Source organism: Methanococcus aeolicus Nankai-3 (assembly GCF_000017185.1).
GTDB classification, from domain to species: Archaea; AGJL01; Methanococci; order Methanococcales; family Methanococcaceae; genus Methanofervidicoccus; species Methanofervidicoccus aeolicus.
Window position 1 is genome coordinate 713,608 of sequence record NC_009635.1, and the last position, 13,684, is coordinate 727,291.

Annotated in this window: 14 protein-coding genes; 10 read left to right on the forward strand and 4 right to left on the reverse strand. The window is 27.9% G+C overall.

Annotated features, from left to right (window positions below):
* The first annotated feature begins 349 nt into the window (after positions 1-349).
* The gene (locus MAEO_RS03465; RefSeq protein ID WP_011973411.1) at positions 350-1,888 is read left to right on the forward strand and encodes an FIST N-terminal domain-containing protein; all 1,539 of its coding nucleotides are present in this window, start codon (positions 350-352) and stop codon (positions 1,886-1,888) included.
* Between the two features lie 324 nt (positions 1,889-2,212).
* Here MAEO_RS03465 and MAEO_RS03475 read toward each other — a convergent pair whose 3' ends face one another.
* The gene (locus MAEO_RS03475) at positions 2,213-3,181 is read right to left on the reverse strand and encodes a PLP-dependent aminotransferase family protein (RefSeq protein ID WP_011973412.1); all 969 of its coding nucleotides are present in this window, start codon (positions 3,179-3,181) and stop codon (positions 2,213-2,215) included.
* Between the two features lie 547 nt (positions 3,182-3,728).
* On the opposite strand from MAEO_RS03475, the gene MAEO_RS03480 reads away from it, so the two are divergent.
* The 9 genes from MAEO_RS03480 (at position 3,729) to cbiB (ending at position 11,195) form a co-directional block, all read left to right on the forward strand.
* Positions 3,729-4,616, forward strand: coding sequence for a selenium metabolism-associated LysR family transcriptional regulator (locus tag MAEO_RS03480; protein ID WP_011973413.1), 888 nt, complete (start codon positions 3,729-3,731; stop codon positions 4,614-4,616).
* A gap of 161 nt (positions 4,617-4,777) precedes the next feature.
* Complete coding sequence (locus tag MAEO_RS03485) at positions 4,778-5,521, forward strand: DNA polymerase sliding clamp (protein ID WP_011973414.1); 744 nt, start codon at positions 4,778-4,780, stop codon at positions 5,519-5,521.
* Positions 5,522-5,709: 188 nt separating this feature from the next.
* The gene (locus tag MAEO_RS03490; RefSeq protein ID WP_011973415.1) at positions 5,710-6,219 is read left to right on the forward strand and encodes a DNA replication complex GINS family protein; all 510 of its coding nucleotides are present in this window, start codon (positions 5,710-5,712) and stop codon (positions 6,217-6,219) included.
* A gap of 1 nt (position 6,220) precedes the next feature.
* Positions 6,221-6,505, forward strand: a complete 285-nt coding sequence (locus MAEO_RS03495) for a 50S ribosomal protein L44e (protein ID WP_011973416.1) — start codon at positions 6,221-6,223, stop codon at positions 6,503-6,505.
* Between the two features lie 71 nt (positions 6,506-6,576).
* The gene (locus MAEO_RS03500; protein WP_011973417.1) at positions 6,577-6,762 is read left to right on the forward strand and encodes a 30S ribosomal protein S27e; all 186 of its coding nucleotides are present in this window, start codon (positions 6,577-6,579) and stop codon (positions 6,760-6,762) included.
* A gap of 787 nt (positions 6,763-7,549) precedes the next feature.
* Positions 7,550-8,338 (forward strand): translation initiation factor IF-2 subunit alpha, encoded by a 789-nt coding sequence (locus MAEO_RS03505; RefSeq protein WP_011973418.1) that lies wholly within the window; start codon positions 7,550-7,552, stop codon positions 8,336-8,338.
* 237 nt (positions 8,339-8,575) lie between these two features.
* Positions 8,576-8,731: an RNA-protein complex protein Nop10 gene (locus tag MAEO_RS03510; RefSeq protein ID WP_011973419.1), complete on the forward strand. Its 156-nt coding sequence runs from the start codon at positions 8,576-8,578 to the stop codon at positions 8,729-8,731.
* 59 nt (positions 8,732-8,790) lie between these two features.
* Positions 8,791-10,242, forward strand: coding sequence for a DUF530 family protein (locus MAEO_RS03515; protein WP_011973420.1), 1,452 nt, complete (start codon positions 8,791-8,793; stop codon positions 10,240-10,242).
* Positions 10,243-10,259: 17 nt separating this feature from the next.
* Positions 10,260-11,195 carry an adenosylcobinamide-phosphate synthase CbiB gene (cbiB, locus tag MAEO_RS03520; RefSeq protein WP_011973421.1) on the forward strand — a complete coding sequence of 312 codons (936 nt, stop codon included), beginning with the start codon at positions 10,260-10,262 and terminating at the stop codon, positions 11,193-11,195.
* A gap of 58 nt (positions 11,196-11,253) precedes the next feature.
* On the opposite strand, the gene MAEO_RS03525 is transcribed toward cbiB, so the two are convergent.
* From MAEO_RS03525 to MAEO_RS03535, 3 genes are all read right to left on the reverse strand, one after another.
* Entirely contained in the window at positions 11,254-11,682 is a 429-nt protein-coding gene (locus tag MAEO_RS03525; protein ID WP_011973422.1) for a YkgJ family cysteine cluster protein, read from the reverse strand.
* Positions 11,683-11,720: 38 nt separating this feature from the next.
* Positions 11,721-12,347 carry a phosphatase PAP2 family protein gene (locus MAEO_RS03530; RefSeq protein WP_011973423.1) on the reverse strand — a complete coding sequence of 209 codons (627 nt, stop codon included), beginning with the start codon at positions 12,345-12,347 and terminating at the stop codon, positions 11,721-11,723.
* A gap of 231 nt (positions 12,348-12,578) precedes the next feature.
* The gene (locus MAEO_RS03535) at positions 12,579-13,634 is read right to left on the reverse strand and encodes a M42 family metallopeptidase (RefSeq protein ID WP_011973424.1); all 1,056 of its coding nucleotides are present in this window, start codon (positions 13,632-13,634) and stop codon (positions 12,579-12,581) included.
* Between the last annotated feature and the right edge of the window lie 50 nt (positions 13,635-13,684).

Here is a 13,684-nt window from a genome sequence, read left to right on the forward strand (position 1 = left end):
TAAACAAACTTTTGAATAAGTATAACAAAACCAAAGTGAAAATATGATAAAGATATTAAAAGTAGGAGCAGGTCAAAATTATCCTGAATCGCTATTTATATATGGAAAAAATGTGTGCGGTTAATGGTATATTTTCCCCATTAAAAGAAAACCCACAGTTTCGGCATTGATGTCCGTAGCATTTATGAAAAAACATAACTCATAGATAATAAAAATAAAACCGTTCATAAATATAGTAATTCCAGATGGTTTATCAAGTCAGGAAGAAGGATTTTTAATGGGCTAACTTCCGAAGTTGTGTTATATGGGATTATTAAAATACATACACAGATTTAAAGAGAGGAATATTATGTATTATATCCATAAAGAAATAAAAAACCCATTAAAAGATGGAATTGAATTAGCAGAAGAATTGCAAAATAATATTGAAGACCCATCTTTGATGATTTTAGTAACTTCGATAACCAAAAAAGAAAAAATTGAGGAGCTCCTAACGGGATTAAAACAAAACCTTCGTTTAGATAATTTAATAGGTTGCACCACCGCAGGTGAATTTTCAGAGAACTATGAAACAAAACAGGGAGCTCTTTTGTTAGCATTTAATAAATCATGTAAGGTGGCAGTGGGTCGTATGCCACAGGGGACACCTGCCCGAGAAAATGGTAGTTTATTGGCAGAAGATATAAATCAGAAATTAACAGAAAAATATCCTAAAATTGACATGCATGAAAAATTTTTAGGATTTGTATTTCACGATTGGAATGATGACGATGAAAATGAGGTAATAGAAGGATTATCCAGCAAACTGTCCTTTCCAATAATCGGCGGAACAGCTGCGGACAGTATGGAATTCAAAAACATGTATCAAATATATCAAGATAAAGTATTATCGAACCATACTGTATTTGGGGCAGTATCTCCGAAAAAGAAATTTAACATATTATATGGTCATGGATATGAACCGACCGAATATTATGCTAGAGTTACTAAAACTGATGGATATATCATAGAGGAACTCGATGGAAAACCAGCTTATGAAGTATATTCTAAAATGGTTAGCAATATATTAAATGTACCATTAGAAACCATTAATAAATATATACCAAATGAAAACAGCAATCTGGATTTTACGATATTATATCCTCCAGGAATTCAAGATATTTATGGACATCATAAATTATTATTTATAAAAAAGATAGAGAATAATAATATAATAGTTAGCCAGAGGATTAAAGAAGGGACATTTCTCACATTAATGAAAACATCAGTACAAAAAACCAAAGAATCATTAATTCATGAAATCCAGAAAAAAACCAGAGGATTTAAACTACCATTTACATTTATTATAGAATGTGTGGCCCGTAAAATTATAAAAAATCCAAAAGCATTTGAACACCCCTTCGTTTCAGAGGATTTTGAAAAATGGATTAGTCCGAATGAAAATATATTAAATGAAAAAGAAGTATTTAAAACCTGCATAGGATTCAACAGCTATGGAGAAAGTATTGTAAATGGGGTTATGAGATTCCACAATGCCCTCACTTTTACAGGCGTATCTTTTGATTTAGAGAGCACATCTAAAATTAACTGGAAATCTAGTTTAAAATATTTTGAATTCAGCGAAGAAGAATTAAAAATAATACTGGAATTAATAGATTCAAGATTAAGTGCAAAAGACTTGTTGAAAAGATTGGACCTGTCCCAGACTAAACTTTACGCTACATTAAATGACTTAGAAGATAGGAATATTATAAAATCGCAAGGTAAAAATCCAAAGAAATATTATATTGAAAATATATTAAAGGTATTAAAAGATGTTTCCGATAGATTGGATTGTCAGTACCAATATAAAAAAGAAAAAAGAAATAAATTATTATCTAAATTCTAACATATTTATTAGTTAATAATTTTAAGGTAATATTTATACATGTATTTTTTTTATATCTTACAGTATTTTCAAAATAAAAAAAATCGAAAACTATATATATTATAAATATATAATATATCATTAGGGTATTTGGGCTAAATTTGATGTAGAATGCCATATTTCCGTTGGTTTTCTCATTATCATTGAATAACATAATATTAAAATATTTTCCATAAATAATACAATATATAATGTGTTCAATTTTGTTCATGAAGGATTACTGCAAAATACCTGGGCACATTAAAAATTACTTAGAAAAGAAGGGGTTCTTTCTAATATTGGGCGTTAATTTACAGTGCCTAATGAAGTTTTAATTATATACATTATTTCATCAATATTATTTTTAGTAATATATCTTATGTCAATCTTTTTTAACTCCAACACAAAACCTTTTTTTAAAATTCTCTCATATAAGGGGCATTTTGTCAATATTGATTTTCCATCATCTAATTTTATTATATTATTTATCTTTTTAACAATTTCATTTGGATTATTATGTTCTATAAATACGCCTACCCCTTCATTATCTTTATAATATGAATTTTCAAACTCTTCTTTTATAATATTTGAAAAAACCACACATTTTTTGTATGTTTCTCTGGCCCTAAGTGCTTCTTCTTTAATAGAACCATGTATATTTGGGACCTTATATGTTTTTAATAGATGTTTTAAATTCTCCAATTTATTATTTTCTTTTAATTGCTGTTTTATATCTCCACTAATTCCCATAAATCCGCCATATTCACAATTTATTATTTTGGGAGCTCCGGTTGAACATACTATAATATCACCATATCCACAATTACCACCCACTCCGCCAGAAATATCCTCTACAAAAATAACATTATTTTCCGAACATATTTTTTTTATTTCTTTAAGTGGCTGAACTGCAAGATAACCTGCCAATGATGTTAAAAATAGTGCTTTTATATTATTTTTCTTTATTGTTTCGTCCAAAACATTAATATCGACAATTCCATCATTCGTAGTTAATTTTAATACATTATGGTTAAACGATTTTGGATAATTGATAAATCCTTTCCAGCCCCCCATATCTGGAACCAATATATTGCAACAATTGTTTAAATCATAAATTATTTTTGATGCAATGAATATTGAAGCATTTCCAGATGGCAATATATGTAATTCTTTATCATATTGTAATAAATCATTTAAAACATTATTTAATTCATTTATATTTCCTTCTTTATTTAATTGTGATTCTATGCATGGTTTTCTATGTGGAATTATCATAAGCTCACCTTTTTTTAAAATTAATTATAAATAATAATTAAATAAATTAAATAATAAAATTAGAATTAGAAAATAATAAAATTATTAATATATGTCATTGTATATTTTTTATATTTATTGTGTGTTCGAAAAGTCAAATTCCAAACAAAAGATTAAGTAAATCAGAGATTTACTAAACTATAATTTGTTCTTTTATGTTCCATGATATCCCCTTAACAGATAATACAAATATCGTCCTATATATGTATCCTACACGAGGTAGAATATAGTAAGTTCAAAAACTGTCCCTTTACTGTCTCAAATAATTTTGGATAGGATATATTAATAGAATATGGTCTTATTTACATAATTATAGAGTGAAACAGTTCGAAGATTGACCATAATATAAAAAGTTCTTAGACATACCATAAAAATATTGTATATTTCGCAGGGAGCTCCGAAATTTTTCATATTAACAACATATTAAATAAGCTGTTTATAATATAGTCAATAACTATATATATTAGTTTTTTTAATAATACCTATTATATTTTTAAATGGTGATAAAATGGACCCAAAAGTAAGCTATTTTAAGACTTTCATATCGGCTGCAAAAACAAAAAGTTTTTCAAGAGCCTCTAAAAAATTAAGCGTAACGCAAGGAACGGTTAGTAATCATATATCCGCCCTTGAAAAATATTTTGATGCTCAATTATTTTTAAGAACTCCCGAAGGTGTAGATTTAACACCAGAAGGCGAAATACTATATGAAAAGGCAGAAAAAATACTAAATAATATTAATGATGCAAGACAGTATATGAGAATACTTCACGAACACCCAGAAGGTACTGTAAGAATAGCTGCAAGTACAACCCCAGGGGAAAATTTAATACCAAATATTATTCAATCATACAGGGCAGAACATAAAGATGTAGATTTTGATGTTCAAATAACTGATTCAGAAAAATGTTTTAAATTACTTGAATCTGGGCAGGTAGATATTATTGCTGTTGGAAATTTATATGATAAAAGTTATGAAAGTGTTATTATTGGTAAAGATAGATTGGTATTAATAGTGCCACCAAACCATCGACTGGTAAAAAAAGGAGTTGCTAAATTATCGGACTTATTAAAAGAAGAATACATTGATAGAGAGGAAGGCTCTGGAACTAGGGAGGCCTTTAAATTAGCATTAAATAATAAAGGATATTCTACAATGGATTTAGATATTATAATGTCATTGGGAAGCAACTCTTCAATTATAACTGCTGTTTCAGAAGGATATGGCGTAGGAGTAATTTCAGAAATACCTGCAAAAAATGCCGAAGAAGGAGGGCATGTGAAAATTATTCCAATCGAAGATTTAGATTTAACTCGATATTTATATCTTGTGAAAGGAAGAAAGCCAAAAAATCCAAGTGCAGTTAAATCATTTTGGGATTTTGTGAGTGAATAATTAGGGATTATGGCATATATTATAAAACACATTATAATATAAATTATAAAACACATTATAATATAAAGATAATTATTAATATATGTTGGTATTAATACTGTCATATGATAATTTACATATATCTCTTTTTATGGTTAAATTAACATTATTTGGTGAAATAAATGTTTAAAGCAGTAATGAATGCAAAAAATTTTAAAAAAATAATAGATTCCATAAGCAATTTAGTAGATGAAATTTGTTTTGAAGTTGATGAACTAGGTATTAAAGCAAATGCCATGGATCCCTCTCATGTGGCATTAATTAGTGTAAATATACCAAAAGAATCATTTGACGAATATGTTTCAGATACTCATGACATAGGCGTTGATTTAGAAGCCCTTAAAAAAATAATGAACAGGGCAAAACCCAATGAAAAATTAATGTTAGAACTGGATATGGAAAAAAATAAATTAGATATCATATTAAAAAATGAAGGCACAAGAAAATTTTCAATTTCATTGTATGATGTATCATCTTCAAATGTAAAAGTTCCAGAAATAGGATACCCCAATGAAGTTATGATTAAAGCGGGAACGATTGTTGAATCTTTAAAGGATGCAGAACTTGTAAATGACCATGTTAGTTTAAAAATTACAGAAGATGGTAAATTTATAATTTATTCCAAAGGAGATATTAACACAAATGAAACAGTTTTAGATAGGGATAACGAATCAATTATTGAGTTAAAAATATCAGAATCCTCAAAAAGCACCTATAATTTAGCATATTTAAAAGATATAACAAAGGCAACTTCCTCAGAAGATATTTTGCATATTCATCTTGGCACAGATATGCCCGTAAAAATAGAATATATAATAGGAGATACAAAATTAATATATTTATTAGCTCCTAGAATAGAATCTTAAATCATAATTCAACATTATATATTATTTTATATATCATTAGAATATAGTAAATCTTCGAACTGTTTCACCCCGTTTATGCAAATAAGACTATATTATATAATATATCCTATCCAAAATTATTTGGGACAGTAAGGGACAGTTTTTGAACTTACTATAATTGCATAATTATTATATTTTTGTGTGGAATTATGTATAATAAAATAAAAAACACATTTTTTAATGAATTAAATAGTGATTCATTATTAAAATTATCAGATGATTTTTATGATGACATTAGAAGTTATTTAAATTCTATTGCCAACAGCGAAAATCATAAAATGGAATATAAAAGGGCATTAAATTATTCTTCAAAATTAAGAAAATTAAGAATATATAAAGCACTTTTCGAAAAAAATTTTCCAAATGAAGATATGGGAGCTCCCTCAAATATACTGCAAAATCTTACAAAAGAAGAAGAAATAATATTAAAATTAATCGATAATATTGAGTATATAAACTCATATAATGACGATACACCAAAACCTATAAATACTCAAACCGATATTGATATAGTGAGAGTTAATACAGGGTTCCCAGAATTCACAGACGGGAAACGAAATTATAACTTAAACAAAAACGATGTAATTACACTGGATAAAAAAATTTCGAGTATTTTGGAAAAACACGATATCGTTAAAAAAATAAGCAGTGGTGAATAATATGGCTAAAATGAAAAAGAAAATAAAAAGATATTGCCCATACTGTAAAGTTCATACATTACATACAGTAGAGAGAGCAAAAAAGAGAAAAGCAAGTGAATTAACTTGGGGACAGAGACAATTCAGAAGAGTTACAGCAGGATACGGGGGATACCCAAGGCCTTTACCAAGTGGAGCAAAACCGATTAAAAAATTAGATTTAAGGTATAAATGCTCAGCATGTGGAAAAATGCATGTAAGAAGTAACGGCGGATATAGGGCAAGAATGTTTGAATTAGTAGATTAAATATAATATAAGGAAATAATATAATATAAATATATAAAAATTAAAATAAATAACAGTTAAAAGGTGAAATATTGGCATTAATTCCAAAACCAAGAAGTAGATTTTTAAAAGTGCAATGTCCTGATTGCAGTAGCACTCAAACAATATTTGGATGCCCTGCAACAGATGTAGTATGTATTACATGCGGAAAAGTACTTGCAAAACCAAGAGCATCAAAAGGATTAATTAAAGCTAAAATATTGGGCGTATTAGAATAATTTAATTTTTTATATGCTTATTTTTTATTGCCAAATCTTTGATTCTTCAAAATGGCTTTGCCATTTTTACAGTCGTAAAACTTTTCCTCTGGAAAAGTTTGAGATGGTTCAAAAGACGAAGTCTTTTGTATATTTTATTTAAAATTTTTATATATTTTTCATAAAATATAAGATGTTCAAAAAGTTGTTCACCATATCTCAAAAAAGATTATTGAGGTATATTTAAAATATTAATAATATTTTATCTGCAATGATATTTATTGATGCAAACAGTTAATTGAACATACCATAAATTAGGCAAAATCTTCGAATTTTATGGCTCGTATCTTTGACATGGCAATTTATTCATTTTTACTCGATATTTTTCAAAAATAGTTCTTTAGAATATATTTTTTTTACGGTTATACTCTATTCGGAAAGTTTGTTCATTGGAGGTCAAATCTCAAAGTATTTTAATGGAAATTTAAACTAATATATATTTTACGATAATTTATTAGTGCAAATAGTTCTCGAATGGACTATAAAAGCAAACTTTAAAATATACTATATAAATGTTTATATATCATTTAATACATATCCATAGGACACCTACGAAATATTGGCACATTGGCAGGATTTATTTATATAGTTCGTTCGGGAGCTCCTTACAATGATGCTGTTTTGATGTCCTATTTTATGGCATACGATAGACAAATCAAATAAATTCCTTACAGAATTTGACTTTTTGAACACACAATTATATATTTTATTATACACATACATTTATTATTAATTAAGCGGTGAGATTATGAAAAAAGATTTTCCAGAAGAAGGAGAAATTGTTATTGGAACAGTTATTGATGTTAAACCATTTGGGGCATTCGTGGAGCTCCTTGACTACCCTAAAAAAGAGGGTATGATACATGTATCAGAAGTATCCTCTGGATGGGTTAAAAACATCAGGGATTTTGTTAAAAAAGGACAAAGAGTAGTAGCAAAAGTTACAAGGTCCCAAAAAAGAAAATCACAAATAGACCTTTCATTAAAAAGAGTGACTGACCAACAGAGAAAAGTTAAAATTCAAGAATGGAAAAGACTTCAAAGAGCTGAGAAGCTTCTTGAATTTGCAGGGAAAAAATGTGGTAAATCAATTAAAGAGGCATGGCAAGAAGTTGGGTATTTATTGGAAGAAGAATTTGGGGAAGTATATGATGCCCTTGAATATCTTGTTATAGAAGGTAAAGAGGCATTAAATGAACTTGATATTTCCGAAGAGTGGGCTGATGCACTATATGAAATTGCAAAGGAAAACATAGAATTAACCAATGTTAAAGTAGAGGGAGTATTAACGCTAACTACTACGGATGCCGAAGGTATTAAAAAAATTAAAAATGCCATTAAAACAGGATTAAAAGCTAACCCTTATGAGGATGTAGAAGTTGATATAAAATACATAGGAGCTCCCCACTATAGAATTGAAATAAAATCACCAGATTATAAAAGTGGTGAAGAAGTTTTAAAAATTGTTTCAAATTCTGCAATAGACTATATTAAAAAGAATAATGGAGACGGTAGTTTTATTAGAGAAAATGCTTAATTTCATTATATATAATATTATATAATGGCATATAATCTTATTCTCTATTTTAATTTATTCATTTATAGTCAATCTTCGAACAATTTCAGTATCGTATAATTAAATAGTTATAAAATCTCAATGATATGATGTAGAAACATATAAATCTACTAAATATTTTGGGGCGGATAATGGACAGTTTTTGAAGATTAACTATATTGGCACATAAAAATTTAAAACATAAAAGAGGGCGAAAATTTGCGTATGAAAAAATGTCCAAACTGTAAAAATTATACATTAAATACTATTTGTCAATGCGGTGAAAAAACCATCACAGTTAAACCACCAAGATATTCTCCAACGGATAAATATGGAAAATATAGAAGAATGCTAAAAAAATCAATTAAACAATAAAACATTTATATTATTAGATTAATTACTAATTACTAATTATCGTAGGATATTGTGGAACTATGGAGGATAGCAGTTCATTAATAAAAAGGTGCAATGAATATTTAACGGAGCTCCAACAATTCAGAGAATATTTGTTGGAATTAAGGGCAAATAAAACAAACATAGATAAATCCACATATGATGAAATTACCAATAAACTAAAAGAAAATTTAGAGATTTTAGAAGATTTAAAGGAAAAAATGGAAATTTGCGGATTTGATACCCCATATATGGGAGTTGGAACTCTAAAAGGCTGTGATGATAGCGATATTTATGAAATAAAAAATTATTCTTCACATCTAAGAAGGATGGTTGATGAAAAAAAAGGGGCATTGGAAAGAGTAAGATATGCAATAATATCCCACAAAATGGCAATTGGAAATTTATCGGACGATGCAGGAAATAAAAATATAATATTTTTTTTACCATATGGCGGAGCATATAAAGAATTACTTATGCAGTTGCCATCTATATTTATTAAATCCTACAAAAAAATTTTAAATATTTTTGAGCTAAATCATAAGGGAGTATTAAGCTCCATAACAATGAGCATTGTTGTAATCGAAAACGGAAAAAGAAAATTTAAAAGAATTAAAATAGAAGATGAAGATTATGATGCATACATTGAAAAACATTATGGCGATGCCCTAATAACTTCATTGAAGAAAAATTATTCAAAAAATAAGCTAATAACTGATAGTTATGTTAAAAAAACAATAGTATTAGCTTATTTACTGACTTATGCCGACGATATAGAAAAAGAAATAAATAAAAGATTAAATAATACACTATCAAAACACCAGCGAGATATGATAGTTAAATATTTGGAAATTACATCTAATTATGATTGTGAATATATTGACGGTGGAGTTATTGATTTTAGAAGGATGGACGAAATAAGATTAAAAAAACAAGAGCTAAATGAAGAATTGGAAAAATGCGGACTATTCAAAGATGGAAAAATAATTGATGAACTACAAACTGCCCTAAATATAGAAAAAAATATTTATGATGAAGTTTGCTATGAAATTCCTATAAAATATTTATCCAATGATTTATTTAAATATTATTTATATAATACTCCGGACGAAAGAAGTAGGTCAAATATGTTCCCCTCAATATTGCTGACCCCTGCAATGTCTCAATTAACATGGGCAAATATGGGAGATAATATAAATCCAAAATCTGTTCTTGATTTAAAATTTTTACTTGAAAGGGAGCTCCCAAATTATAAAATTTCTTTGAAAAATGTTGGCGGTGTTGCATTATATTTAATTCATGACTGGGATGCTGTTAAAAAATATGGATACAACAAAAAAGATATTGAGAGTATTCTAAAAGATATTGCCCCATTAAGTGATTTAATGTCTAATTTAAAAGAAAAAAACATAGATATCGAAAAAATTGAGAAATACAACACCATAAAGAAAAAAAGAACAAAAAAATTCCTCAATGCCCTTAGTAAATTATAAATATTCAGTGATTGCCTATGTTAAGCCCGATTATTTTATTTTTATCAATTATTATTGATAGGATTTTTGGGGAGCTCCCTGAAAAAATACACCCTACCGTATGGATAGGTAATATCATATCTTTTTTTGAAAAAATATTGAAATCCACCCATTCAAAAAATAAATATAAAGATTTTATATTTGGAACCCTTACCACAATATCCGTATTATTTATAGTATTTGGAGCAATTTACGGAGTTGAAATATTAATAAACAACATACAAAATATTTATATTAAATATATAGTTTATTCTTTTCTTATTTCCACCACAATAGGCTATAAATCATTATTGCAGTTCTCTAAAACTCCATTAAACCATATCAAAAACAAAGATATTGAAAGTGCAAAAAAATCAGTTCAATGTATTGTAAGCAGAAATACGGACAAATTAGATACAAAACATATATTGTCTGCATCAATTGAAAGTGCATCAGAAAATATAACCGATAGTATTATAGCCCCATTATTTTATGCCATTTTCTTTGGATTAGAGGGGGCTTTTATTTACCGTGCCATAAATACAATGGATGCAATGTTAGGTTATAGAAATAAAAAATATGAATATTATGGAAAATTACCTGCAATTTTAGACGATATAGCAAATTTTATACCTTCCCGAATTAGCGGTATTTTGTTGGTATTATTTGCACCATTATACGGCGGAAACATTAAAAAGGCACTAAATGGATTTATAAAAGAAGGTCATAAAACACCATCACCAAATTCAGGCTACACAATGGCAGTAATGGCAAATAGTCTAAATATGACCTTGGAAAAAATAGGATATTATAAATTAGGAAATGGAGAAATAACATTAAAAAAAGCATATAATTCATTATTTTCAATAGATGTTGTAATTTTCTCCTTTATAGTGTTGTATAGTATATATTATGTTATTTTTTATTATTTTTAATATCTCAAAACTCCTTTGGAGTTTTTACGATCGTAAAATTCCTTTGGAATTTGAGATTTTATTTATCCTCCTCCACCCCCATATATTTAACAACCAATTCTCCATATTTTAAATATTCTTTTTCAACAGGGAGCTCCCCTTCAAATATTCCTTTACAATTTTCTTTAAACCATATATCATAGGTTAAAACTAATTCACCATTTTTCATTTGTGGGGAATATGGTCGAAGTCTGCAAATTAAAGGTCTAACCTTATAAATGGAACATCTATTTTCTTTTAAAAATATACATTTTCCTTTAACTGACTTCATTTCTCCATATAATCCATCAAAAGAGCTTAAATATTTATCAACTACTTCTTTAAAGGATAATCCCAAATGTCCTGCAATATTTGCTATATCTTTTTTGGTGATTTGTGGAGTATCACAGCAACCGCCACACATCCTACAACTCCACGCAAAACCGCCTAAATCTTGTTTAATTTTCATATTATTTCCTCAATTTTAGTTAATCTTTAATAAATTGACTATATTTTTTTACAATTTTTGCAGGGAGCTCCTGCTAATGCATTCAATGCACAATATATATTTAAATAATATTTTTCTGGAATTTTATACAATAAATAGCCAAATATAACTCCTACCATTACATCAACTACCCAATGTTGTCCAGTAATTAGCGTAGATATTGGTATTAATATACCCAATGCAATAAATAAATATTTTATTTTATGCTTTTCCCCTACATAGTGTAAAGCTATAAGCACGGAATAAGCCGTATGTAGTGATGGAATTTCATATTCTGGGCGAGTGGTAATATACAAATAATGTAAATTTATTAAATCCTGCCCAGCCCCAACTTGAAATGGTGCTTTAACAATAAAAATAGCATAAATAATACCTGCTATAATCCAACCTAATGCTATATCAATCATTATTTTATCGGACTTTAACAAATCCTTTTTATACAATAAATAAAATCCAATACCACCAATTACAGAAATAGGAAAAAAATCAATATAAATTATTTTAAAAAATTCAATAATAATGGGATTTAATGATTGAACAACACCATAAAAATTAGAATTACATAAAGGCAATTTTAATAAATAATATGTTAAATCGTATGGTGAAACTAATTGATAATACCACATATAACCCCCCCATAAGACATAAGCCAAAGGATAAACCATTATTCTTATCAATATTTTTTTATTCATACGATTTAACACCATTTATATTTTTTTATATATTGTATATTATATATTAAATATATTAGTTTATAGTTAATCTTCAATAACTGTCCATTGTTTGTCCTAGATAGTCCGAAGATTAACTACGGTGAAATTGTCCGAAGATTAAATATGTTTATTATATTTATTTTATTATTCAAAATAATTATTTAAATCAACTACACATTTTAACATTAAATCTGAAGTTTTTTCCAAATCCTCAATATCAATCATCTCAACGGGGGTATGAATATATCTAGAAGGAACAGAAATAACTCCAGTAGGCACTCCATCCTGAGTTAATTGTATTGAAGTGGCATCGGTAGTTCCACCGTCTCCAACTTCATATTGAACAGGAATGTCGTATTTTTTACTTACTTCTTTTACCATCGTTATAACTTTTGGGTGAGCTATTAAACCTCTTCCAGCAGCATCAACTATTCCAAATACTGGACCTTTTCCCATTTCAACAGCAGCATCCTCCATTGTTATACCTGGGTGGTCCCCACATATTGTTACATCAAGTGCAAATGCAACATCTGGGCTTATACCAAATGCCGAAGTTTTAGCACCTTTTAACCCAACTTCCTCCTGAACTGTTCCAACCAAATATAATTGACAATTTAATTCCATATCTTTTAATTTTTTTGCCACATCCAACAAAACAGCACATCCTGCCCTATCGTCAAAGGCTTTTCCTGTAATTCTATTGTTCCCAAGAACATCAAATTCAGTTTTAAATGATATCCATGAGCCTATTTCAACCCCCATATTTATGGCATCTTCTTTATTTTTTGCCCCAATGTCTATAAACATAAATTCTGATTTCATTAATTTATTTCTTTCTTCCTCTTTCATTTTGTGGGGCGGTTTTGAACCTAAAACACCAATTATATCTCCCTTATCCGTATGAACAACTACTTTTTGATTTAAAAGCATCTGGTCATTAATTCCCCCAATTTTTACGAATTTTAAAAATCCTTTATCATCAATATATTTAACCATTAAACCAATCTCGTCCATATGTGCTGCAATCATTATTTTTTTTCCAGTATTTCCTTTTTTGGCTATGAGATTTCCAAATTTATCAACGAATACTTCATCGCAATATTTTTTAAGTTCTTCTTCCATATAATCTCTTATTCTATCTTCTCTTCCGGATATTCCTTCCATCGTCGATAATTCTTTTAAATAATTAACCACAGTCATATTTTCACCATATTTTATTTTTGATTATAAAAATTAAAATTAATTAAATT